General features: G+C 52.7%; 22 protein-coding genes and 1 pseudogene. 11 read left to right on the forward strand and 12 right to left on the reverse strand.

The window, feature by feature from the left end:
- The first annotated feature begins 329 nt into the window (after positions 1 to 329).
- Positions 330 to 1,151: a Uma2 family endonuclease gene (locus FJ147_05485; GenBank protein MBM4255333.1), complete on the forward strand. Its 822-nt coding sequence runs from the start codon at positions 330 to 332 to the stop codon at positions 1,149 to 1,151.
- A 332-nt stretch (positions 1,152 to 1,483) separates the two neighbouring features.
- On the opposite strand, the gene FJ147_05490 is transcribed toward FJ147_05485, so the two are convergent.
- From FJ147_05490 to ribB, 3 genes are read right to left on the reverse strand one after another with little or no spacing between them, the layout of a single operon-like run.
- Complete coding sequence (locus FJ147_05490; protein MBM4255334.1) at positions 1,484 to 2,896, reverse strand: M20/M25/M40 family metallo-hydrolase; 1,413 nt, start codon at positions 2,894 to 2,896, stop codon at positions 1,484 to 1,486.
- Between the two features lie 48 nt (positions 2,897 to 2,944).
- Positions 2,945 to 3,823, reverse strand: a complete 879-nt coding sequence (locus tag FJ147_05495; GenBank protein MBM4255335.1) for an Hsp33 family molecular chaperone HslO — start codon at positions 3,821 to 3,823, stop codon at positions 2,945 to 2,947.
- A 9-nt stretch (positions 3,824 to 3,832) separates the two neighbouring features.
- Positions 3,833 to 5,068 (reverse strand): 3,4-dihydroxy-2-butanone-4-phosphate synthase, encoded by a 1,236-nt coding sequence (gene ribB / locus FJ147_05500; GenBank protein ID MBM4255336.1) that lies wholly within the window; start codon positions 5,066 to 5,068, stop codon positions 3,833 to 3,835.
- Between the two features lie 372 nt (positions 5,069 to 5,440).
- Here ribB and FJ147_05505 point away from each other — a divergent pair, with 372 nt between their 5' ends.
- The gene (locus FJ147_05505; GenBank protein MBM4255337.1) at positions 5,441 to 5,851 is read left to right on the forward strand and encodes a hypothetical protein; all 411 of its coding nucleotides are present in this window, start codon (positions 5,441 to 5,443) and stop codon (positions 5,849 to 5,851) included.
- 169 nt (positions 5,852 to 6,020) lie between these two features.
- Here FJ147_05505 and FJ147_05510 read toward each other — a convergent pair whose 3' ends face one another.
- Genes FJ147_05510 through shc form a run of 5 tightly spaced genes read right to left on the reverse strand, consistent with a single transcriptional unit; the run spans position 6,021 to position 10,917 of the window.
- Positions 6,021 to 6,221 carry a hypothetical protein gene (locus FJ147_05510; GenBank protein MBM4255338.1) on the reverse strand — a complete coding sequence of 67 codons (201 nt, stop codon included), beginning with the start codon at positions 6,219 to 6,221 and terminating at the stop codon, positions 6,021 to 6,023.
- 44 nt (positions 6,222 to 6,265) lie between these two features.
- Positions 6,266 to 7,294, reverse strand: a complete 1,029-nt coding sequence (gene hpnD / locus FJ147_05515) for a presqualene diphosphate synthase HpnD (protein MBM4255339.1) — start codon at positions 7,292 to 7,294, stop codon at positions 6,266 to 6,268.
- Entirely contained in the window at positions 7,228 to 8,409 is a 1,182-nt protein-coding gene (locus tag FJ147_05520) for a 1-deoxy-D-xylulose-5-phosphate reductoisomerase (GenBank protein MBM4255340.1), read from the reverse strand. Before FJ147_05520 ends, hpnD begins: the two co-directional genes overlap by 67 nt.
- Entirely contained in the window at positions 8,406 to 8,939 is a 534-nt protein-coding gene (locus FJ147_05525) for a YjbQ family protein (protein ID MBM4255341.1), read from the reverse strand. Before FJ147_05525 ends, FJ147_05520 begins: the two co-directional genes overlap by 4 nt.
- A gap of 1 nt (position 8,940) precedes the next feature.
- Positions 8,941 to 10,917 (reverse strand): squalene--hopene cyclase, encoded by a 1,977-nt coding sequence (shc, locus tag FJ147_05530; GenBank protein ID MBM4255342.1) that lies wholly within the window; start codon positions 10,915 to 10,917, stop codon positions 8,941 to 8,943.
- A gap of 164 nt (positions 10,918 to 11,081) precedes the next feature.
- On the opposite strand from shc, the gene FJ147_05535 reads away from it, so the two are divergent.
- Together FJ147_05535 and FJ147_05540 are read left to right on the forward strand one after the other, a co-directional pair.
- On the forward strand, positions 11,082 to 12,410 hold the full coding sequence (locus FJ147_05535; GenBank protein ID MBM4255343.1) for a hypothetical protein: 1,329 nt from the start codon (positions 11,082 to 11,084) through the stop codon (positions 12,408 to 12,410).
- Positions 12,411 to 12,417: 7 nt separating this feature from the next.
- Complete coding sequence (locus tag FJ147_05540; GenBank protein ID MBM4255344.1) at positions 12,418 to 13,182, forward strand: alpha/beta fold hydrolase; 765 nt, start codon at positions 12,418 to 12,420, stop codon at positions 13,180 to 13,182.
- Here the strand turns inward: FJ147_05540 and FJ147_05545 are convergent.
- From FJ147_05545 to FJ147_05560, 4 genes are all read right to left on the reverse strand, one after another.
- The gene (locus FJ147_05545) at positions 13,179 to 14,381 is read right to left on the reverse strand and encodes a CoA transferase (GenBank protein MBM4255345.1); all 1,203 of its coding nucleotides are present in this window, start codon (positions 14,379 to 14,381) and stop codon (positions 13,179 to 13,181) included. The two genes, FJ147_05540 and FJ147_05545, sit on opposite strands and share 4 nt — an antisense overlap.
- A 74-nt stretch (positions 14,382 to 14,455) precedes the next feature.
- A complete protein-coding gene (locus FJ147_05550) occupies positions 14,456 to 15,604 on the reverse strand; it encodes a CoA transferase (protein MBM4255346.1) in 1,149 nt (382 codons plus the stop codon).
- An 85-nt stretch (positions 15,605 to 15,689) separates the two neighbouring features.
- Positions 15,690 to 16,160, reverse strand: coding sequence for a Zn-ribbon domain-containing OB-fold protein (locus FJ147_05555; GenBank protein ID MBM4255347.1), 471 nt, complete (start codon positions 16,158 to 16,160; stop codon positions 15,690 to 15,692).
- Positions 16,115 to 17,293 carry a thiolase family protein gene (locus FJ147_05560; GenBank protein MBM4255348.1) on the reverse strand — a complete coding sequence of 393 codons (1,179 nt, stop codon included), beginning with the start codon at positions 17,291 to 17,293 and terminating at the stop codon, positions 16,115 to 16,117. The genes FJ147_05555 and FJ147_05560 overlap by 46 nt, the downstream gene beginning before the upstream one ends.
- Positions 17,294 to 17,831: 538 nt before the next feature.
- On the opposite strand from FJ147_05560, the gene FJ147_05565 reads away from it, so the two are divergent.
- The 7 genes and pseudogenes from FJ147_05565 to FJ147_05595 all read left to right on the forward strand — a co-directional run bounded on the left by FJ147_05565 (position 17,832) and on the right by FJ147_05595 (position 24,592).
- The gene (locus FJ147_05565; GenBank protein MBM4255349.1) at positions 17,832 to 18,224 is read left to right on the forward strand and encodes a hypothetical protein; all 393 of its coding nucleotides are present in this window, start codon (positions 17,832 to 17,834) and stop codon (positions 18,222 to 18,224) included.
- A 36-nt stretch (positions 18,225 to 18,260) separates the two neighbouring features.
- Positions 18,261 to 18,977, forward strand: a complete 717-nt coding sequence (locus FJ147_05570; protein ID MBM4255350.1) for a hypothetical protein — start codon at positions 18,261 to 18,263, stop codon at positions 18,975 to 18,977.
- A gap of 26 nt (positions 18,978 to 19,003) precedes the next feature.
- The gene (locus tag FJ147_05575; protein ID MBM4255351.1) at positions 19,004 to 19,948 is read left to right on the forward strand and encodes a hypothetical protein; all 945 of its coding nucleotides are present in this window, start codon (positions 19,004 to 19,006) and stop codon (positions 19,946 to 19,948) included.
- 3 nt (positions 19,949 to 19,951) lie between these two features.
- Positions 19,952 to 21,382 (forward strand): polysaccharide biosynthesis tyrosine autokinase, encoded by a 1,431-nt coding sequence (locus tag FJ147_05580; GenBank protein ID MBM4255352.1) that lies wholly within the window; start codon positions 19,952 to 19,954, stop codon positions 21,380 to 21,382.
- A 396-nt stretch (positions 21,383 to 21,778) separates the two neighbouring features.
- Entirely contained in the window at positions 21,779 to 22,387 is a 609-nt protein-coding gene (locus FJ147_05585) for a sugar transferase (GenBank protein ID MBM4255353.1), read from the forward strand.
- Between the two features lie 41 nt (positions 22,388 to 22,428).
- Positions 22,429 to 23,505 (forward strand): Gfo/Idh/MocA family oxidoreductase, encoded by a 1,077-nt coding sequence (locus tag FJ147_05590; GenBank protein ID MBM4255354.1) that lies wholly within the window; start codon positions 22,429 to 22,431, stop codon positions 23,503 to 23,505.
- A pseudogene (locus tag FJ147_05595) lies at positions 23,465 to 24,592 on the forward strand (DegT/DnrJ/EryC1/StrS family aminotransferase). Before FJ147_05590 ends, FJ147_05595 begins: the two are co-directional and overlap by 41 nt.
- Positions 24,593 to 24,611: the final 19 nt, after the last annotated feature.

Raw genomic sequence — 24,611 nt, forward strand, 5'->3', positions numbered from 1 at the left:
TTACCCGCTGTCATCGCTGTCAGAGTATAGAGGAATTAGTCAATTTAGTCTTTGCTTGGCTGCAAAAACGCCGGTCCTTCCCGGTGGAACGTCAGGTGTATGCGCTTCCCCTCGCCGCCTAGCACTTTCCATCGAGTGAGTTTCTATTTAGGGAATGGCCTGGAGCTAGAGAAGCTTGTCCCTTCTTCTGATGCGTCACTGAATCACTCAATCGCATACCGGTCGACACAACAAGCCTGCCCTTGTATGCTTGGCACAGTAGAAACAAAGCGCTGAGTGAGTTGATCTCAACCGCGCATGAAACCTCTTATCACGGAAACGGGACGCCTATGTCGCAACCGATGCAGGACACCACACCGGAGGTTTACTCTCTGAATTTTCAACATCTGATTACCGAGGACGACACCCCTGTGGATAACCTGCCATCCGAAAAGCACCAGCGGTTACTGACCGAACCGTTGTATAGCTCATGGGCTGGCCCTGGTAAGGACCGCCCGGTTCTCGCCGCAGCCAACGTGGGCATTTTTGCCCAGACCCGGAACCCCGCCATTGTCCCAGATATGTTTCTCAGTCTTGACGTACAAGTCGCGGACGATTGGTGGCGTAAGGAACATCGCTCGTATTTTCTCGGCGAGTTTGGCAAACCACCAGATTTGGTGCTAGAAATCGTCTCCAACACTGAAGGCGGCGGGAATACAGCCAAGCTACAAAAGTATGCCTGGATGCGGATTAGTTTCTACGTGATCTTCGACCCACTACGACAGGTTATGGACGATGTCTTAACGATCTATCGGTTGCGAGACCTGGGATACGAACGGCAGGATACGCCACAGTTCCCGCCGTTGAAATTAGGACTGACGCTATGGGAAGGAACATTTGAAGGGAAACACGACACCTGGTTACGTTGGACTGACGAACATGGAGTGATTATCCCTACTGTCAAAGAACGGGCAGACCAAGAACATCAACGTGCGGAACAAGAACGCCAACGTGCTGAGCAAGAACGTCAACGCGGCGACGAGGAGCGCCGCCGCGCAGACCAGGAACACCAACGTGCGGAACAAGAACGCCTGCGCGCCGAACAAGAATATCAACGCGCTGAACGTCTTGCCGCCTTGCTCCGTCAAGCAGGGATAGATCCAAACCAATAGGCTTTTACTCTGCACCTAAATCAGACCCGAGAACATTCGTACACTTTACGCTGCGGCCTTTCGGGCCTGTCATTCTGAGTCCTTCGACTACGCTCAGGATAAACTCCGCGAAGAATCTCTCTGAGAGACCCTTCGTTGCACTCAGGGTGACAGGCTGAGTGTACCAATCTTTCGTGGACTGATTGAGGCAGAAGCTGTGGAGCGGTTTAGAAGCTGTTGATAAACCGTGCTTCGACAAGCTCAGCACGAACGGAAACATCGTGCATTACCAGGCTTTCCTCCGTTCGCCCTGAGCCGGTCGAAGGGTGAACGGAAGATTTTTCAACAGCTTCTTACTTGTCCAATTCCTGCAACAAATCCGCCAGCACTTGCACGCCTTGGCGTAAGCTTGCGAGAGGAATGCGCTCGTTAGTGCCATGTACCCGTCGGGTGTCGTCTTCGGCAAGGGGTAGGCCAGTGAACCCATAACTAACAATCCCTTTGCGGCGGAAGTAATGAGCGTCGGTAAACCCACCCAGCACCGCAGGAACAACGGGCGCTTGTGGATCGTATTTCTCCGCCACCGTGCGAATGGCACGATATAGATCAGTCTCAACTCCTGAGGCGAGTGGTGGGAAATTCAACAGAATAGAAAAGCGCACTTCTGGATCGCCCACAACTTTCTCTAGTATCGTCACAAACTGTTGTGGGTCTTCACCGGGGAGCAAGCGACAATCAAGCTGCGCTCGTGCGTGTGACGGAATGACGTTGGTCTTGTTGCTGCCTTCGAGCACAGTCGGTGAGATCGTATTGCGGACTAGCGCGTTGTGCGCTGGATTCTTGGTAAACTCCTCACGAAAGGTCGGGTCAGCCAGGGATTGCTCAAGATTCCGATACTGTTCTGCTTTAATCGGATCTTCACGCTCAGCCAGGGCAGAGAAGTAGGCCTGGACCGCTGGGGTTACCTTGAGCGGCGTTTCGTGAAGTCGAATTCGTTCGAGTGCACGGATCAAACGAGTCACCGCGGTTTCAGGCAGTGGCATAGAGCCGTGCCCTGCTGCCCCTTGCGCTTCTAGCTGTATCCAACATGGCGCCTTCTCGGCGATATCAATGTTGTATGATCGTTGTCCATTATGGACGCGGATGCCGCCGCCTTCGGTCAGGAGAAATTCCGCATCGGCTATAAGATCAGCATGATTTTCAACAAACCACCCTGCACCGTTCCGTCCACCTGCTTCCTCATCGGCTGTGCCGAGAAAAATGATGTCACGTTTCAACGGCACGCCAAGACGTTTCAGTAATGCCAGCGCCATAAACTGGGTCACGGCAACACCTTTGCAGTCGATCGCACCGCGCCCGTGCACATAACCATCTTTAATCTCCCCAGCGAATGGATCGATCTCCCAGTCAGACTTCACGGCAGGCACAACATCGAGATGGTGCAACAGAATGAGAGCCTTTTTCTCGCCACCGCCTTTGAGACGGGCATACACAATCCCACGGCCAGGTTGGGATTCAAAAACTTGCGCATCTAGCCCCTCTTTGGCCAATACCTCTTTCCAAAAGAGTGCTGCCGCAGTTTCATTTCCCGGCGGATTGGTCGTATCAATACGAACGTAGCGACTGAGCAGCTCACCTGCCTCTTGTTCGACCACCGGCCAGTCGACCTGGAAGGCAAAACTCTGTGGAACAAGAGCAAAGATGACCGAGAAGAAGAGAAGATACTGAAGGACGCGCTTCACGCGACCACAATCCACACCCCACACAAAATCATTCCTCTATTGAATATTCATCACGGCCGAAAGGCCATGCGGTTACTCCGGAGAAGCAAACAACGCTTCGGCTGCGTGTCGGTCAATGACATAGAGTTCACTACAAAACTCACACGTCACAGACACGTTGTCTTCTTTCTCCAGCAGTGTCTGAATCTCTTCCTGTCCTAGAGCTACTAGCGTTCCAAGAACACGTTCTCGGGAGCAGCGGCAGCCAAAGCGGACAGAGGTTTCACCGATAGTGACAGGCGCAAAGCCATCGAGCACGTGGGCAAGAATCTGCTCCGGCGTCGCACCTTCGCGGACCAGTTGGCTGATGGGCGTTGCGCGCGCAACATTGGCCTCAAGCTGAGCAATCGTCTCTTCGCTTGCGCCTGGCATAATTTGCACGACGAATCCACCGGCAGCAGTAACTGTTTCGTCAGGCGTCACAAACACACCCAAGCTGACGGCTGAGGGAATTTGCTCTGAGTTCAAGAGATAATGCGCAATATCAGCACCAATCTCACCAGAGACGATTGGAAGAATACTGCGATACGGATCTTTTCGCCACGGTTGGTCACGGATCACCGTGAGTGTTCCGCTTCCGACCGCACCGCCCACATCCAGTTTGCCTTTTCGCAACGGCAAGTGCGTGCGGGGATAATAGACAAAGCCACGAACTTCACCTTGGGCATTGGCTTCGGCAAAAATCCCTTTCAATGGACCATTGCCAAGGAATTGCAGGGAAAGCCGCTCCTCTTCTTTCATCGTACTACTCAAGAGCAGGCTTGCTGTCAGTGCTCGTCCTAATGCGGCACTCGCTGTCGGTGCGGTTTGATGACGCAGGCGTGCTTCATTAGCCAAATTGGTGGTGATTGCGACGGCGGCACGAATGGTCTTCTCGGCTGCCGTCGCTTTGACAAGCACATCAGATGACATAACTCACTGTTATGCAGAGGCGCGTGACGCCCGTGAGCCTTTCTTCGTTGCTGCTGGTGTATGCTCAGGTTCAATACTATTGAGCGGCACGCATTCGACGATTTCCAAACCATATCCTGGCAAGCTCACGAGACGTCGGGGGTAATTAGTCAACAGACGGATTTTGCGAACACCGATGTCACGCAGAATTTGTGCGCCAATACCGTAATCACGGAAGTCCCGCACTTGAGAACCAGGGTTCGTGCTTGGTCGACGCGGTTCATGGTGCGGACGTTTATGAGAACGATGGTGATCTGGAAATAGGTACGCCCCTTGCCCCTCTTGGCGCAGATACAAGATGACCCCTTTTCCCTCAGCGGCAATGAGTTCCATCGACTGACGCAGCAGTGCACTGGTATTACTCTGGGTGTAACTAAAGACATCCCCAGGAACATATTCGGCATGTGCCCGCACTAACACCGGCTCATCAGGAGAGATGTCTCCTTTCACGAGTACGACATGCTCTTCTTCATCAACGCCACTCGAATACACATGAGCAACAAAATCTCCTCCCCACCGGGTCGGAAGCCGTGCTTCAGCCATACGTTGAATGAGTGAGTCATGCTCCAGGCGGTACTGAATAAGGTCAGCGATCGTGGCGATTTTAATCCCGTGCTTGGCAGAAAATTCTTCGAGATCAGGTAAGCGTGCCATCGTTCCATCGTCACGCATAATCTCACAGATCACTCCAGCAGGTTTCAGATCGGCAAGTCGCGAGAGGTCCACTGCGCCTTCGGTTTGCCCGGTTCGAACCAGCACGCCTCCACGACGTGCGCGAAGTGGGAAGATATGTCCCGGGGTCACAAGATCTTCGGGGCGCACATCCTCGCGTACACACGTCAGGATTGTGGTTGCTCGGTCTTCGGCTGCCACACCATGAGTGACCCCATGCCTCGCATCAATCGACACCGTAAACGCAGTACCAAGCGGCGCTGTGTTCTTGGCGACCATCATCGGCAATCCTAAGCCGTCAATCATCTCTTCAGCCATAGGCAAACAGATAAGGCCGCGCCCGTACGAGGCCATAAAATTAATCGCCTCCGGTGTGACCTTCTCTGCGGCCATGTAGAGATCCCCTTCATTCTCACGGTCCTCGTCATCCATGAGGATGATCATACGACCAGCACGGATCTCTTCGATTGCCTCTTCCGTAGACACTACGTAAGGGCTCTTATGTACAGCAGCGGGGGGGGGTGTAGAAAACATTGCGCGATTCCTCTCAAGCACTACTTGAATTGCGGTTTGCATCGCTTATAGCCGGTCTACAGAGACGATGTAAAGTAGAGTATCAGCAAAGAAAGTCTACTCAGTTTTTCGTGGCTGTCTAGCTTTTGCAGGAAAAAAGGCACGGCCCGCTTCTTCCATCGAGCGCTTCGCCCACAATTCTGCATTTTGTTACTGCTTTAGAAAAATCGCTGCTTGACCACTCGCATAAGGACAGGTAAATGGAAAGGGCATCTTTCTCTGAGAGAAAAACAGAAAAAATGCCTCTGAGAGGAAAGATTCCTAGCAGAGTCGTCGTGTGCGGGAACGACAGAGGATGACACTTTACCTCCCGCTTATGCAAGGAGAGCGTTGATGCCAAACGTCACTATTGAGGGACCTGTTGACCTGCGCCAGATTGTTATCCGTCGACCGGAGATGTTTCTCCGTGATCAAGATGGGATCAAGCGAGTCAGCGAGTACTACATTAACACCGACTGTAGCAAACTCCTTCTCGAAGCTCTCGTGATTGAACCGGGGAAAAAACAGCAGTTTTTCTTTCAGGTCTGCAAAAAAACCGATGGTGCGATCATCCGTCTTGAGCCGATTAGTGAAGCTGAAAAGACCCCAGGAGTGAAGCGCCTCATGGGTCAAGTCGCTTTCGCGATTCGATCCCTGTTTCCAGGCTCTCGTTACGGCAAAACCAATATTTCAGACTTCTTGCCTGATAACGATGGCGCAACAGGTAGTTCGCGTGGTGGGAAAAAACTCCGCGCAGTGGCGTAGCGTATATATCTAGTCTAGCGCTTCTTGGGGAGGCTACTTCTCGTGTAGCCTCTTACTATAGCTATCCAGAATCGCCTTTCAATCTTGCCGTGTTTTTTGTTTTGTGGTGACGTTCGCTCCCTGGTAACGAGAGAACATCTGTACAGCAATAGGCGTCTTACCAAGCTGCCTATTTGTGACCACCCTTCCCATTTCCCCATCCAGAGTCGGCCTTTGGCGTCGGATTCTCGGCTTGGTACCTATCGGATTCTCGTTGCATCCAGTTCAGCCCGAGGTTCAGGTACTGCTCACCGTAGAACGTGTAGAAATACAACCCGCCTGCACCAAAAAGAAACCCAAAGAGAAAATGTCGCCATTTGTGGTTCTTCATACATTTTCTGATCGGAGTTTCCCCAGATTTTTTAAGAGTGCTCTTTACAAAAAACCAAACCATCCTTGGGCCCAAGCTTGAAAGGCAAGTTGCGCTTTGCGCGACGAGGGCAGTGTCACACGTAACCTGAAGACGTTGAATTGCCGCTGAACAAGCGTATCAAGTAACCGACTATAGATCAGACGCATGGCTTCAGCCGCAACTAAAGACCGATGGTCCTCTGGAGCACGATTTCGTAGTGCACGATTGTAATACTCACGCGCACGGTTGCTCTCACAGGTCATAAGACGCACGAAGGCGTCATTGTAAATCTCCTTCTGTAAATCCTGCTCGGTGTAGCCAAACTTCACCAGATCTTCTTCTGGAAGGTAGACACGTCCTCGTTGCGCATCTTCTCCGACATCACGCAGAATATTGGTAAGCTGAAAAGCTATGCCAAGATCAACGGCATAATCTCTCGCGCTCGGGTTGCGGTAGCCAAAAATTTCGATACACGCGAGCCCGACCAACGACGCAACATGATAACAATAGTCGTATAGTTCTTCGAAGGTGCGATAATGAGTACGGCTGAGATCCATTTCGACACCGTCAATAATCCCAGCAAGATGGGCTTGCTGAATCGGAAACCGTTGCACGGTATCAGATAAGGCAAAGGAAATAGGATGTCGCGGATTTCCTGCATAGCAGTAGCGTAACTCTTCACGCCAGGCATTGAGCAAAATCTCTAGTCGCTCTTTCTTCCCCTTCCCCTGCAAAGAGGAATCACCAAGGGTCGGCTGGTCGGCAATATCATCCATAAAGCGACAAAAGGCATACAGCGCGCAGAGCGCATTATGACGCTCTGCAGACAGTAAACGGAAGGCAAAATAAAAGTTTGAAGAACTCTTGCGGGTAATCTGCCGACAGTACGCGTACGCATCGCTCAACGAGCCTAGCGATAGACGTGAAGCATGGGGTGACAATTCGATAGTCTGTTCCACGCCTCCCCCTCCTTCTCCCTTGATTGCTACGCTAACACGACGGTCCGCGATCCTCGTTGCCCCAAGAGGGTTCGTGCTTGTGCCCGTGCCCATTCATCTGCGGCAAGGAGTGCGTCAAGATTACTCACTGGCTGTGCGTTATGTACATCAAGCACGCGATTATTCAAGGCAGAAATGTCGGTAAACCGGACCTGACCGGCGAGAAAGCTTTCAACAGCAATCTCATTACTCGCGTTGAGTACTGCGGGGTACGTATCACCACGGGAGAGGACATCGTAGGCAAGCTGTAAACACGGGAATTTACCAAAATCTGGCGGAAAGAACGTCAATTGCCGCGCCGCCGTCAAATCGAGCGAAGGTAAATGAGCAAGCGGTAATCGCTCTGGGTATGCGAGGATGTACGAAATCGGGATCGTCATGTCAGGAATACCTAACTGGGCAAGCACGGAGCCATCAATGTATTCAACCATTGAATGCACGATACTCTGCGGATGAATGATGACGGAGACCTGTTCCGGCGGCAAATCGAATAACCAGCGTGCTTCAATGACTTCGAGCCCTTTATTCATCAGAGTTGCCGAGTCAATCGTGATTTTATTGCCCATCTTCCAGGTCGGATGTTTGAGCGCTTCCTCAATCCGCACCGTCGCTAGCTCTTCAGCAGGACGGTGTAAGAAGGGTCCTCCAGATGCCGTCAAAATGATACGTTTAACTTGGTCACGACGGTGTCCATGTAGGGCTTGGAAGATCGCATTATGCTCGCTATCGACAGGCAAAATCTGCACGCCGTACTTTTTCGCTTCGCGAGTCATCAACTCGCCAGAGATAACCAACGCTTCTTTATTGGCCAAGGCTATCGTTTTCTTCGCCCGAATCGCTGCAAGCGTTGGAGCAAGACCAGCCGCACCAACCAACGCAGCCATCACCATTTCAGCGTCAGGATGAGTCGCAACGGCGAGCAACCCCTCTGTTCCATAGAGAATCTCTCCACGAAAATCTGGCAGCTGCATTCGCAAATCTTGCGCATCGGCAGCACTACCAACAGAAACGAGTGTCGGTGTAAACTGCAGGATTTGCTCCTTGAGCTTGACAAGATTCTTTCCCGCCGCAAGCGCAACAGCCTGAAACTGCTCAGGAAACTGTTCTACAATCGATAGCGTAGAAACACCGATCGATCCCGTCGAACCCAAGATCGCAAGTTTTTTCATCCCACGTCCCCATTCTGGGGGAGCGCACGACTATTCCCAGTTCCAGGGTCCCACACGTGAAGAACCCGCGAACGTGTAGCCACTCCCTCACCCATGAATTGCATACGTAACGAACGAGGGCGGGGCCCGTCAAGCTCGGCAAAGATAATCCGTTGGAACTGCCCAAGAACTAACCGACCGTCCTCGACTTGGAGCGCCAGGGATCCACCGAGCAGCATGGCGCGCAAGTGTGCAGCAGCATTTTTTCGCTCGCAGTCAGAAAAACGCGCGTCGTTGTGTTTATAGTCGCCATTCTCTCTCGCCAGCTTCTGGAGAAACGTTTCGACATCCTCCCAGAGGGCATCTTGCGTCTCGGTAAAGAACACCGCCGTTGTCGTATGAAGCGTAGAAACAATGCCCATCCCGTTCCACACTTCAGACTCAGCGAGAAATCCCTTGACCTCTTGGGTGATATCGAAAATCTGCACCCTTTGTTTGGTTTCGATCGTGATTGTTTTTGCTTGAATTCTCACAGCGGCATTCCTCCTAATCTCAGTTCGTCAAACCTCTCGTCCAGCCGTTGTGCGCGAGCGCTCGCACGCGGGTACGAAATTGTCCAAGGGCCATCAACGGAAAATAGTGACAGTAGCCGTAGTACCGCAGATAAAAATGCTGCGGAAAACCAGTGCCAGTAAACAACGCTTCAGACCATGATCCAGTCGCCTCTTGATGCGATAGCAGATACGCTATGCCACGCATCACCGCTGGGCTCACTTCTTGTTCTGCAGCTAACAACCCCATCACTGCCCATGCCGTTTGGGAGGGAGTGCTCTCACCCTTTCCTGCCTTGTTGTGATCCCAGTACGAAAGACAGTCTTCTCCCCATCCACCATCGTCGTTCTGTTGCGCCTTGAGCCATTGTGCTGCTCGTCGAACGTACGGCAGGGTCATATTTTCACCGATCGCGCGTAGTCCCATGAGTACAGACCAGGTGCCGTAAATGTAGTTCACCCCCCAACGTCCCCACCAGGAACCATCAGCCTCTTGCTCGTCATGCAAGAACTTGACCGCACGCTGAGCACGGCCAAAGTCTTTGTCGTAGCCAAATGTTCCCATCATTTCCAATAAACGACCGGCAAGATCTGCCGTGGGCGGGTCAATCATTGCCTTCATGTCACCAAACGGCATCTGATTCCACAAATCCAGCACGTTATCCGTATCAAAAGCGCCCCATCCACCGTTACGACTTTGCATACCCAGTGTCCAATTAAGGCCGCGAGCGAGTGCACGATCTTTTTTCTGTTCGTCGAGGCCAGTCACTCGTTTGAGGGTATACAGAATGACCGCTGAATCATCGACATCAGGATACCAATCGTTCGCAAACTCAAAGGCCCAGCCACCTGGCTCTAATTCTGGGTTTTTTACTTGCCAATCACCAGGCTTGAAAATTTGCTGATCGATAATCCAGTCTGCTGCTTTTACCACCGCAGGATGATCAGTGGGAAAAGCGGTGTCCAACAGCGCCTTCGCTGCCCAAACCGTATCCCACACCGGAGAGGCACACGGCTGGAACAAGAGTTGCCCCCCAGTTTCCATAAGAAAGTCCTCAATAGCTTGAATCCCCTTCGCTACGGCCGGGTGATCATCCGGATAACCAAGGCTATGTAACGCCATGACCGAGTTCAACATTGCTGGTTGGATGCCGCCCCATCCACCATTGGTATCTTGATGGTCAAGGACCCAGCGTTCAGCCTTTTTCAACGCTCGATACCGTAACGGTTTTATCGGACTCTTACCGAGAAACTTAAGGATCTGATCAGCAGCAACAAAGAAGCTTTCCCATGACCAGAATTGAGATGGGCGTGGAAAACTCAAATCAGCATGTGCTGGGGGCTCATTCCACAACTCGGCGACCCCTCGTTCTTGAGGAATGGAAATATGCGGTTGGTGAGCGAGAATAATGCTTAGGGGAACAACCGTGCCGCGTGCCCAACTGGACATTTCATAGATATTGATGGGAAACGACGGTGGCAGAAGGTTCAGCTCGACAGGAACTGCGGGCACCCCACTCCAAGGAAATTGGCCAAAATAAGCAAGAAAAATTCGGGTGAATACTTGAGCCTTAGCTAAACCACCTTGAGCTAAAATAAACGCCCGCGCTTTTTCGAGAGCAGGATGATCTGCCGGGTACCCAGTGAGCTTCAGCGCAAAGTACGCTTCGATCGTGTTACCAAGATGCCCAGGGCCTTTGTAGAATAGCGACCAAGCGCCGCTTTCTCCCTGCGTTGCAAGCATATGCTCACAGAGCCGCCTATTCTTCTTCTCGTCCACCCGCCCCATAAAGTGGCTGTAGAAGATATATTCGGCGTCCATGGTGGCATTCGCCTCCAGAGGATAATACCAATAACCATCAGGGGTCTGTTCGCGGAGGAAGTAGTCCTGAGATCTGATGATGGCGTTATTAACGCCTTGCAGAAGTTCTGTATCAGCAGGCGCGACCGAGAACGACAATTGCGCGTGTTCTTCCACTCCCTCAACCTTCCACCCTCGCCACCTTCAATTAACCGATCGGTCAGGCAGCGAGTAAAAAAATAAGAGACCTTTCCTCTTATCTTCTTAGACCTTGAGAGTCCACGATTGTTATACGGCCTGCCCCGAAAGGTGTCAACGGACTCCGCGCTACACCATCAGTAATGGTTTCGTCTGGGAACAAACTTTGTTATCGTCAGGTTTGTTGGTTGGAGGAGACATACATGGGCCAGAAGTTGCTCTACGGGATAGTGCTAGCGATAAGCTGTTTGCTCTCGTCCCCTGCTCACGCAGGGCCGAATCTAATTGCCTATATCGGTGGTGAGGGTGCGCTGTATACCGTGCAGGCCGATGGCAACGGAAAACGAAAGTTAGCCTTTGGCGAACTCTTGCAAACGATCGCTTTTTCTCCGCAACAGGTACAAAGACGGCAAGATTTTTATAGCTGGCCAGTTTGGTCCCCTGATGGGAGTCGACTTGCGTGTTTTCATGTCACAGCCGACAAGGAGGGGCAAACTGCTGGATTTTATATTTTTGATGTCACCAGTGCTCAAGTTCTTAATTCCTACAAAGCCCAAGGACTAGAACCCATCTATGCCTATTGGGCTCCAAATAATAAACAGCTCGCAATTCTCATGGGTGGAGTCGGTCCGTTGTCTCTTGGCTTATGGCCTACGGCTGAGGGGAAGCAACCAAAAGCACTTGCTCAAGGCGTCCCCTTTTATTTCGACTGGCGTGCAGATGCGCAAGCACTGTTAGTACACACTGGAGGCGATAGTGACGCAAAAGAAGGCCATTCCGTCAGTCTCCTTGAGGTCTCCAGCGGTAAGCGCACGACGGTCTCTCGCTCACCGTCCGTCTTTGGCCCTCCATCCTGGTCACGAGACGGTAAATGGCTCGCTTACGGCGATACCGCGAAGGAGCAAGAGAAGACTGCCTTGATGATCGCTGCGGCAGATGGGACCACACCGAAATCGGTTGGCACCTTTCCCGCCAGGATCACGATGGAGTGGTCACCAACCCAATCGCAACTCGCGATTGCCTCTAGCTCATTCCCAGGCGACCCCCTCATAGAAAATCTACAACTGGTTGACATCGACTCAGGAAAAATTCGCCAGCTTGTCAAAGGCAACCTCGCCGCCTATTTTTGGTCACCCGACGGGAAACGTATTTTGTATGCTGGGCGAAAACCGAACAGCGTGTTGTGGACATGGTCCATCGTCGACGTCGAGGACAGCAAAATTCACGAAGTGACGGACTTCATTCCTTCTCGTCCAACACTCCTCGTATTTCAGTACTTTGATCAGTATGCGCTATCACATCGAGTGTGGTCACCTGATAGCAAACATTTCACCTTCGCCGGCAGTGCAGGCACTGAACTCCATCCCGCAGTTGCTGCACAAAATCCGTCGGTGTACGTCGTTGAGGCCAAAGCGAAAGCGACGCCGAAGTCCCTCGCAGATGGCGCAGTGTCATTCTGGTCCCCACAGTAACGCACGTATGGAACTTCACTACGAATATTCTGGGCAGGGGCATCCTCTCGTTATCCTTCATGGATTGTTCGGCTCACTAGAAAACTGGCGTACGCTCAGCAAAGCCTTTGCGCAATCGTTCCAGGTCTTTGCACTCGATCAACGTAACCATGGACGCTCACCGCATAGCGAAGTCTTCGACTATCAGGCGATGCTGGAAGATGTTCACGAGTTCATCTACCAGCACGAACTTCCGACGATTCATCTCTTAGGCCACTCGATGGGTGGGAAAGTTGCCATGCAGTTCGCCCTTACCTATCCAGACCTGGTCGATAAACTTGTCATCGTCGATATTGCACCAAAGGTATATCCACCTGGCCATGACGACGTCTTTGCTGGGCTGTTTGCATGTGATCCGGCGACTATTCGCAGTCGCCAAGAGGCAGATGCGGCGCTTACACCACATCTGCCGGACCTCACGTTGCGCCAGTTTCTTCTTAAGAATCTTGAACGCAACGAAGGTGGCAGCTTCCAATGGCGGATCAACCTCGACGGGATCCACCGCAACTATCATGAAATGTTGAAGACGTTTGCAGCCAACGGCACCTTCGCGAAACCGACGTTGTTCATTCGTGGCGAGAATTCCGGCTACATTCGCGATCACGATCTCGTCACTATCAGAGAGATTTTTCCCGCAGCCCAACTCACGACCATTGCCAACACCGGCCACTGGGTCCACTCTGAAGCGCCGCAAGAGTTTGCCCGCATTGTCATCGACTTCCTCTCTCACTAACCAATGACTCCGGAGGCCCGAAGTTGGGAGATCTCCTTCGCGCTCACTCCCAGTGCAGTCAGAATTTCGTCCGTGTGTTGTCCTAAAGTCGGCGGCGGACTTTGCATTTTTGCGGGGGTATCAGCAAAGCGCCATACGGGTCCAATCGTTTTGAACGTGCCAGCAGTCGGATGGTCCAGCTCTTGGATCATCTTGAGTTCCTGCACTTGAGGGTGTGTCATCAAGGCAGGGTAGTCTAAAAACGCGACAGCATCGCCGTTGAAAGAGTGGATCAGTTTGACCACCTCTTCGCAGGTCATTTCTTTGAATGCCTCTTCCCAGAGCGGTTTTACATCCGGTGCGTAGCGACCAATGCTTGTCGCTTGGCGGCCAAAATCGGCAAAACGTGGATCTCCAAGTTGCTCAGTCATGCCAAGTGTAATCAACAAGCGATCCCAATCCTCGCTGTCGCCTCGACGCAGACCAAAATAGACCCGCCCATCTTTGGTCTTGTACCCGTGGTCTGGTGGCTTAGTGTAGTGATCAAGGTGGAAACCGTACCAGTCATCAGGGTCACTCATCGCCGTCCACATAATCCCGCGCATGTGCAGTAACGTCCCAAGCATACTGACCGACACCCGCTGTCCTTCGCCTTTTCGCATACGATGAAACAAAGCGCCAGTGATTGCTTGAGACGCAAAGATGCCGGTATTCACGCTGGCGACATCAGTGCCCACCCTCACAGGTGGTTCGCCAATGCGACCCAGCGAGTTGGTGTAGTCTGCCATCGCTTGAATGACGAGTTCAGCCCCAGGTAAATTGCGCAGTGGTCCTTCTTCACCAAACGCGCTAATGGCACAGTACACCAGTTTCGCGTTGATCTTTTGCAGCTCAGCATAGCCGAGACCAAGTTTCTCTGCCTCACCCGGCCCCAGGTCTTCGAGCAACACCTCAGCTTTCGCCACTAGCCTTCGCACGAGATCCTGCCCTTCGGGCTTATGAATATCGAGCGCAAGGCTCTTCTTGTTACGATTCACGCTGAGAAAGACCGCACTCTCGTCACCAATAAACGGCGGTCCCATCGTGCGAGCCGAATCACCCCGCAACGGTTCGATCTTAAGGACCTCCGCACCAGCGTCCCCAAGTCGCATCGCTCCGAATGGACCACATAGGCCTTGGGTTAGATCAATGACAGTAAATCCAGAAAGTGCTCCGCTCATGAAAACCTCAACAGCTCTTAGCTATTAGCCGTTAGCTTTTAGCCTGAGGGGAATTCTCCACTCTAGCCTTTTGCCTAAAGAATACCCAGTTCGCGCAACACCGCCTCGGTATGCTCCCCCTTGAGCCCGCCAGGACGAATCGGACCAGCTGGAGTTTTTTCAAACTTCCACGGCAAGCCATCGACAGCGAGAGTTCCCCAGTGTGGCGTCTCAAGATTCACAATCTGTTCGTTCTGTGTCACTTGCGGATGATAGCGAAGAGAGTCGTAATCACCGATGCGACTATTTGGCACCGCTTCTTTCGTCAAACGAATGACCCACCACGCCACAGGTTTGGTGCGAAACTGCTCTTCAAGCAGTGGAAGCAGTACGGCGCGGTTTTCAACTCGCTGGGGATTGGTAGCAAAACGCGGATCATCGCGGAGCGCCTCTACCTTCAGCGCCCGACAAAAGCGTGGCCATTGGTCCTCTTCCACTACCCCAACCGCAATGTATTTTTGGTCCTCACAAAGAAACGCTTGATGCGGCACTGTGGTCGGAACCGCACTGCCCATCGGTTGCGGTTGCTGATTGGTCGCAAAGTATTCAGCCAATCGCGTACTTTGCAGAGATAATGCGGCAGACAGCATTTCGATTTCGATCTTCTGCCCTTTGCCAGTGCGTTCGCGCGCTAACAAGGCTTGCAGCACAGCTTCAACGATCATCGTACTCGTGGAGATATCCAAGTGCGCTAAGTGCCGAAACATCTCACCTTGACCGCCGGGTTGGCCAGTAATACTACACCAGCCGCAGAGCGCTTGTAGATTCGGATCAATGCCTGCCTCTTTTGCCATCGGTCCAGTGCGACCATACGCCGATGATGCCACATAGACGACGCGTGGATTGACTTGTGACACGACATCATAGCCAAGCCCAAGGCGCTCAACTGCTCCAGGCCGCATGTTCTGAATGAACACATCGCTTTTTTCGATAATCTTCAATGCGGTCGCACGGTCACCTTCTTGCTTGAGGTCGAGCACGATATTGCGCTTATTGAAGTTCGCCGAGATGTAGAGCACTGCCGTCCCTTTGATCGGTGGCGGAATAACGTGCGAGAGTTCTCCTTCTGGAGCTTCAACTTTTATGACATCAGCTCCCATCTCACCTAAAAGTTTTGACGCCCACGGACCAACCGCCGCAATCGTCAAATCAAATACGCGAATACCGTCGAGAATACCTGGCATGAGACCTCCAAAAGCGTGATACGTAATCCGTAAAACGGAATGCGTAAAACGTAAAGGGAATGATAAAATGATTACTCGTTACGTTTTACGTTTTACGCATTCCGGCTGGCCGAAACTTCGCCAACGTTACATCCTCGGTAACATCATCGAACACGACTTCCACTGGCATACCAATTTCAATGTCTGCGCTCTCGATTCCGACAAGATTGGTCAGTAACCGCGGACCTTCATCGAGTTCGACTTCAGCAACATTGTAGGGAATCTCATCTTTCACCGAAGAAAAATATGCTTGGTGAAAAATCACCCAAGAGTTCACTTTCCCCCGACCACTCAGTTTCTCCCACGTACAGCTGCGCGACCAGCAATCTGGGCAGAACGGTCCGGGAGGATACCACAATTTGTGACAAGCGTTACACCGCTGCAAGGTTACCTCACGTCGCTTGAGTCCATCCCAATACGGAGCGTTCAACGACGAAATCGCCGGCAAAGGTTTCTTGTATTCAGCCACGATTATCCCCTCCGATAGATCAGCGAATCGCCATAGGCATTCGCCCATTGAACGACTTCAGCGTTGGCGACTTGTCGCGGACCACACTCGCCGCGTAGCTGGCGCACGATCTCCACGTGATGGTTCCATCCCATCACGTGAGCCTCGGAAATCAAACCACCATTGGTGTTGATGGGCAGTTCACCACCTAATTCGATTCGTCCATTCTGCGTGAACGCCGCAGCTTCGCCAGGCTTACAGAACCCCCAGCGTTCAAGCGCAGACCACACCAGAATCGAAAAGGCATCATACGTAAAAAAGGCATCGATATCTTTGTGCGTCACGTCCGCCATTTGGTACACGGGCTGGACTCCCGCTTGATAATCGAACACCTCTTGCTGCGAGGTACCAAACCCTGGATGCGTCCAAATGAACTCATGTCGTCCAGCCGGAAGTCCCTGCATCCCACTGATATACACTGGCCGTCTTTTTAAGTCGCGGGCTCGCTCACTACTCGACACAATGACACACGCCGCACCATCGTTGATTTGACAATAGTCGAGCAAATGCAGCGGTTCACACACAAAGCGTGAGTTTTGATGATCCTCAACGGTAATCGGATTGCGCATGATGGCAGCGGGGTTCAGCGACGCATGCTTCCGTTCAGCGATTGCCACCGCCGCAAGTTGGCGGCTAGTGGCACCGTACTTGGCAAAGTACTTCTGCGCGACAAGTGCTGCTCCAGCGCCCGGCGACGTCATACCATAGACGGGATCTTCACCATGCCCGCCGCCACCTTCACGTGCGCCTTCGGAATCTCCGGCGCCACCCATCATCGGCTTGCGAAAGCCAGAGAAACTGATCGACGCTAAGCACGCCACATGGTTCGCGAGACCAGCACTGACTGCCATCGCCGCATTCTGAATACACGTGGCAGTAAATCGCCCATGTGCCCAGGTTTGATTATACATTCTTAACTTCAAACCGAGCGCGTACGCGAGCGTGTCAGCATCCGCTCCGATCGGCGTACCAAAACTCACAATGAGTCCATCAAGATCATCACGCGCCAGACCTGCGTCGTCTAATGCGTTGCGAATGGCCTCACCAGCTAGATCAATCGTACTGCGGTTCAGTCGCTTGCCATACGGCGAATGACCAACACCAGACACCGCAGCTTTATCTTTGAGTTCCCATGCAGGCATAGCCTGTTCCTCCCTGCGCCGTACAGTAGGCTAGAGTACGGTTGGCTGTCAACCAAAACCCCTACTCGCTCCGGTCCCATTGCACTTGAGAATTCTGCTTCCTTGTGTAGCTCAGTGCGCGCCTATTGGAGGTCATTAGAATTCTACCTTTTGGAGGATTGCTGTAAATGGGCAAATCCTGTTGAGTATCCCTGCCTGGGGACTTCTTAGAATTGTTCATTTTTCCGTGACTCAATCACCCAACTCGGCTGAGGAACACCGGTGCGAATCCTCCCTGAATGAGATGAGCATGGAGAGGTGAATGCATGTTTATGAAATAACACTCTCTGTGATGTTCTACACACATTACGCCAACAACAGCGTGATGCGTGAAGGACCGTTTCATGTTCGTGGTGGAAGACAATGGTCCGACAGAATGTAAACGAAGGCTTGGATCAGGAATAAAGAAACGCTGGCCATACTTATATAGCAGCGGTCGTGCGTGCCGACTCTTTTCTCTTTCTGTTGCACGACAACACGGCAACAGCTGAGGCAGTGTGTGATTCTCTCTATTGGGATTTTTCTCTTTAGCATTTTCGCCTTCTTCGGATGTGGCACCACGTCACGTGTGTCCTTGCAGGAAGGAGCAGCGTCTGCTTCGCCGTCTGCCCAGATGCCTCATACTGCTGCAGTACAGTTCGAACCAACGCACTCTCCTCTCTCACTCCAATCCCCACCCAACTCAGATACAGAACGCTTACAACAGCTGTGGCAAAAACGACGTGCAGAAACAGCACTTGCCGACTACCCCGTGAGCCCTGGGGATGTCCTGGAGATCACCGTCCCCGCCATGGAGGAGATCGTTAACCGGACAGTCCGTGTCTCTGGGGACGGAACGATTGAACTTCCGTTTATTGGCATCATGCAAGCAGCAGGCCTCGCTGAGGAATAACTCAGAGCAGCCCTTCGTCAGCGTCTGCAGGCCTACATGCATCACCCACGGGTTACACTCTTTATTCGTGAATATCGCAGTCGACAAGTTGCGGTGTTAGGGGCCGTCGAAAAACCTGGACTCTATATGCTCGCCAGTGGTAGCGACACGATCCTTGATATGCTCTCGTTGGCCGGTGGTGTAAAGGAAGGAGCAGCTCCACGGCTGTATTTGATTCCCGCAGAGCCCTTGCAAAGTCATCAGGCCCGCTCGCTCGCGGCCACATTGCCAGCGCAGCTCGTGAACCACAATGCCACTCCTCTTATTCTGAAAAGTGCAGACCCGATTGAGATTAGTTTGCAAAGCCTTGAGAAAGGCAGTACCTCTGCACCGCTCACCTTACCAGCTCGTCCTGGCGACGTCGTGATCGTGCCAGGTGGCGGTGAGGTTCTCGTTCAGGGCTGGGTTGAAAAACCTGCAGCCTACAAAATCACCCCAGGCCTAACGCTCCTTGGAGCTGTTGCTGCAGCAGGAGGACCGCATTTTGCCGCCAATACTAGTTCTGTCCGCATATTACGTACCGGCAGAACCGACGAGAAAATGCTCCTCATAGCTGACTTAGAAAAAGTGAAGCTGGGAGAAAGTCCGGATATTACCGTTCAGGACGGAGATGTTGTTGAAGTATCTTCTTCTTCCTCCAAGTTAATTCCGTACGGCATCTATAGTTTCATGACGTCAGTGTTGCATGTGGGAGCAACGTTCCGCAGCTATTAACAGCGTGCGTCAATACGTAGTGCGGTATGAAAGATCACCTTTCCTCTTACGTTCGCCAGGCTCCTATCGCTTCACAGTCTGGGGTACCACGCCTCCAGAGCCGCGAGTGGGAAGAAGAAGCAACGCACCTGCGCGACTACTGGCAGCTCATCAGAAAACGCATTGGTGTAGTGACCACTCTTCTACTTGCGACGGTCGGTACTACCGTAATCTATCTGGCTACGACGACGCCCACCTTTGTTGCAGAGACGACCTTGTTAATTGAGCCGCAGATCCCAAATGTCCTTAATCTTCGCGATGTGTTAGCCCAACCTTTGGGACCAGAGGAGTACGACTACTACAAGACCCAGTACGAGATTCTGCGCAGTCAGACGCTTGCTGGCCGTGTCATCCGCGAACACGGTCTCGATGAGCAGCGTATTGCGCAAACCAAAGAGCGCTGGGTTTCGGTGCGAGCGGTGCTGGCACAACTCAAAGCGTTGATCTCGCCTTCACGCCTGGTCGAGGAAGAAACATCACAACAAGTTCTCTATCGTACTGTAGACACCTATCTGCAGCGATTGGAGATTCACCCAGTGACCGGCACTCGCTTAACAAAGATCGCCTTCAGCTCACCAGATCCACGACTTGCTGCCCAGGTCGCGAATGCGCACGCCAATGCCTATATTCGCCAGGGAGTAGAACTGCGCACGCAAGCCGACGAACAAGTCAGCCGGTTTCTCGAAGAAAAGTTAGGCGATTTGAAAGAACGGATCGAGCAGTCTGAGTCCGCGTTAAATGCCTACCGGAGAGAGCAGCAAATTATTTCTCTCGACGATAAAGAGAACATTGTCGTGAACCGCCTGGTAGATCTGAACAAAATTCTCACCGAAGCTGAGGCAGATCGGGTCGCACTTGAAGCGCAAGTGCAATTTTTGCTCTCTGGGTCCTACGAACATGTTTCTCCTGTTACTACAAACCCACTCATGTAAGGGTTGAAGGAGCAGCTCGCACGAGCGCAAGCAGAGTACGCCGCATTAGCCGTTGAGTTCAAACCTGGGTATCCACGACTTGATAAGCTTAAAGCTCAAGTAGCGGAAGCACAGTATCGACTGAACGAAGAGGCGCGTAAAATCAGCAAAGGGCTTGAGACCGCTTACCGCACGGCAAAAGCAAAGGAAACCGAACTGCGGCGAAAAGTCGATGAGCAAAAAGAAGCCGCGCTCAAACTGAAAGATGCCTCGGTTACCTATTCGATTCTCGCGCGCGAAGTTGATACCAACCGTCAACTCTATGAGAGTGTGCTCCGACGTCTGGCGGAGATGGGAGTGACCACACACGTACAGACGTCGAATACCTCAGTGGTCGATCCCGCTATTCCCCCGCAAAAGCCTGCGAAGCCACAAGCCGCGCTTGCCCTGTTGCTCAGTACACTCGTCGGCCTTGTCGGTGGCGTAGGCGCAGCTTTCTTCTTTGCCTACTGCGACAATACCCTGAAAACCCCAACAGAAGTCGAACGACATCTCCAGTTACCTACGCTCGCGTTAGTCCCCGGCTTCACGCCCACACCGTTACCTACGCTTCCCACACTCGGACATCCCGCTCCCCAGCCTTCCCTGAGTAGTCCGCAGTCGTCGCTTCGTCCTTCTCTTCCTGCTCGCCCACCGCTTGTTGCGCTTGAAGCCTATCGTAAGCTCCGCACAGCATTGCTTCTCTCTCGTCCAGTCGGACCACCTCGGACCATCTTGTTCACCAGTGCTACGAGCGGCGAAGGGAAAACAGTGACCGCAGTGCACACCGCAATCGCTTTAGCGGAAATGGGAGCGCGGGTATTGCTTATCGATGCCGACCTCCGCAGTCCAAACTGTCATACGATGTTGAAAGCGCAAAATGATACTGGGCTCACTGAGTTTCTCGTGGGACAGTTGGAGTTGGCGAGGGTCATCCAACCAACCGCTACTGAGCGATTATTCTTTCTCGCCAGTGGTTCGTTTCCCCCAAGCCCCTCCGATCTCCTCAGTTCAAAAAAGATGCACGCAGCTCTGATGTTTTTGCGCAGTTTTTACGATTACCTGGTGATCGATACTCCTCCAGTCCTCCCCGTAAGTGACGCAGAAATTCTTTCAACCATGGTGGATGGAGTTGTGTTGGTTGTCGATAGTGAGCAGACCGCCTACCCAAAGGTCAAAGAGGCACAGCTGCGCTTGTCCTATCCACAAGCACAGCTGCTCGGGGTGGTATTGAACAAAGTACGGCTGCAACCAGAAGAAGCTACGCCTTACTACCAGGCGTATCGGGAGAGCCGCCAACGAGCAAAAGAACCAGCGCAAAGGCCAACACTCTTGCGTCAATGGGGAAGAAATAATGTCCCTGATGTACAGATGTCAAAGGAGACAATCCAAGAGAAGGAAGAAGTTACGAAATAAAGCGGCTTGAAGGCAGCAACGGGGTGTCGCGTTTTCTGTACGCCGTCGAACATTTGGCGATGGTCCGGAGTACAGAGAAGTCTGGATACTACAGCAATCTGCTGGCGTGAACTTACCAGCATGTCCTGGTGAAGTACGTCCACCCCCTTGCTTTTTTCAGGCTATACCCGAGCAGGGAGAGAGTCAACTGTAAAGGATGAGCAGGGATGAGGTTCAGAATAAATCCGATCTGAATCTCCGCCCATGAACGTGGATGGAGGAACAAAAGCGATGGAAATCTGAAGCAGCCAGCCGCTCACAGGGCGATGGGCGGAATCTTTCCTTCCTTGCCCAAGAGCAGGGCAACACTCTTTCTATTGTCTCTGCAAACGGCTCTTCGACATACTCTTCGCTGCCATGCTGATCCTCTTCCTCTTGCCCTTGATGCTCCTCATTGCGGTCCTCATCAAGTTCGACAGCCCAGGTCCGGTGTTGTTTATCCAAGAGCGGGTCGGGGCGCGGCGGTGCGTTCACAACGGTCGCATGCAATGGGAAGTCGTCACGTTTCCATTCTACAAGTTCCGCTCGATGGTTCATGGTGCAGATCAATCAATGCATCAGGCGCAAGTGGCAGCCTTCGTTGATGGACATCTCGAGGAGACAAAGGAAAACACCGTTAAGCTCGTCAACGACCCCCGCGTCACTCGTGTTGGACACATACTACGAAAAACCAGCCTCGACGAACTGCCGCAACTCTTCAATGTCTTGAAAGGAGACATGAGTCTGGTTGGCCCACGTCCTGTACCCACATACGAAGCAGCACGGTACGAGCCGCGCCACTGGCAACGCCTCACCGCCTTACCTGGCATCACTGGCTGGTGGCAAGTCTACGGTCGTGGGCAGGTTCCGTTTGAGACCATGGTCACAATGGACCTTGAATACATTCGCTCGCAATCCTTGTGGCTTGATCTGAAACTCCTGACGCTGACAATTCCGGCGATCCTCTCTCAACGTGGAGCGAATTAGTGTTTTTTCTCATTGTCAATCTATCAGTGAAGGTATGAATCATGGAAGAAAAAGTTGGTGTCGCGCTTATTGGTTGCGGGTATTGGGGGATCAATTACCTGCGGGTTTTTAACGAACTGCCACAATCACACGCAGTCGTGGTCTGCGACGCACGGCAGGAACGACTTCAGGAAATTCACCGTCGGTTTCCCGATATTCAGTGCACGACTGATATCGATACTGCCCTGCAAACCAAAGGGGTGACGGCTGCGGTCATTTGCACTCCAGCAACTACGCATTACGCAGTTGCGCAACGTTGCATCGCCGCGCGTAAGCATATCTTAGTAGAAAAACCGATTACCACAGAAGTCAGTGATGCCGAAGAGCTGATCACCTTAGCGCAGCGCCACCGACTGCAGCTGATGGTTGGCCATATTTTCCTCTTCAACCCGGCCATTGAGAAAGTCAAAGAATACATCACTCGCGGAGACGTCGGCAAAGTGTACTACCTCTATGCACGACGGACGAACATGGGGCCGATCCGCCAAGATGTGAATGCGCTGTGGGATCTCGCCCCCCACGATGTCTCTATTTTCAACTACTTGCTCGACGCCACACCATCCTGGGTGAGTGCGGTCGGGGCGCGCGTCTTAGGCAATCAGCGCGAAGACGTGGGATTCATTTCACTCGGCTACAAAGCGGATACCGTGTGCCACATCCATGTGAGTTGGGCCGATGCTGACAAAGTACGCGAAGTTGTCGTGGTGGGAAGTAACAAACGCGTCGTCTTCAACGACTTCAACCCGTTGGAACGCGTTCGCGTGTTTGACAAAGGGGTCTCGTTAATCGAGCCCGAGACCGCAACGTTTGGCGAGTATCAGCTGCAGGTGCGCGATGGCGACATCATCAGCCCGCGAGTCGATGTCAGTGAACCGTTGAAGAATCAGTGTGCCCATTTCATTGAATGCATACAAACCGGGCGGTCCCCGCGTACCGATGCCTGGGCTGGTCGAGATGTGGTTCGGGTCATGACCGCAATCGATCGCTCACTGCGAGACTACGGTACCCCAGTCGTTGTACAGGAGGAGGAGAAATTCGATGTCCGTTCAGACAGCTTTACCGCAAGTGCCCTTCGTTGATCTTCGCGCGCAGTATCACACACTCGAGGCTGAAGTCTCTCTCGCCATGAGCAAGGTCCTACAGCAGACCGACTTCATCCTAGGGCGCGATGTCGCACAATTCGAAGAAGAATTTGCCGCGTATTGTGAAACCCGTTACGCGATTGGGGTGGATTCTGGGACCTCTGCGCTCGAACTGGCCCTCCGCGCCTATGATATTGGGCCGGGCGATGAGGTCATCACTGTCGCCAATACGTTCATCGCCACGGCACTTGCAATCTCCTACAGCGGCGCAACGCCGGTGCTCGTCGATGCCGATCCGCAAACGTATACACTCGATGTGATGCAGCTTGAGCAAAACATCTAGCCGCGCACCAAAGCGATTGTTCCCGTGCACCTCTACGGACGGCCCGCAGATATGGATGTCGTTATGGCCGTTGCGCGACGCCATCATCTCGTCGTTATCGAAGACGCCTGCCAAGCCCATGGGGCACGGTATAAAGGCCGTCGTGCGGGGTCACTTGGACACGCAGCCGCCTTTAGCTTCTATCCTGCCAAAAACTTGGGCGCCTATGGCGATGGTGGAATCGTCGTCACGAGTGATGAACGAACGAATACCACCATTCGTATGCTGCGCGATTACGGGCAGCAAAAAAAGTATCACCACACGATGCAAGGCTTTAACCGGCGTCTCGATACCCTCCAAGCCGCGGTGCTGCGGGTCAAACTGAAACACTTGGATGGCTGGAATGCGGCCCGGCGCCACCATGCGGAGCAATATTCACAGTTGCTGGTCGGCAGTGGACTCGTCCTCCCGAAGGTGCCACTCCATGCGGAGCCGGTCTGGCATCTGTATGTCGTGCGTAGCCCTGAACGAGAGCACCTCCAATCGCATCTCACGACTTGTGGCGTCAGTACTGGAATTCACTATCCCGTACCGATCCACTTGCAGGAAGCATATCAAAACCTTGGGTACCACATGGGAGATTTTCCCGTGACCGAGCAGTATGCGGCTGAGATCCTCTCGTTACCAATGTATCCAGAACTCACCGATAGTGCTATTCGACGCGTCACCGGCGCCATCGGCATGTACCAGCAGGCCGCATAACCCGTTTATAGGAAGACGT

Source organism: Deltaproteobacteria bacterium (assembly GCA_016874775.1).
Classification (GTDB): domain Bacteria; phylum Desulfobacterota; class Binatia; order Bin18; family Bin18; genus VGTJ01.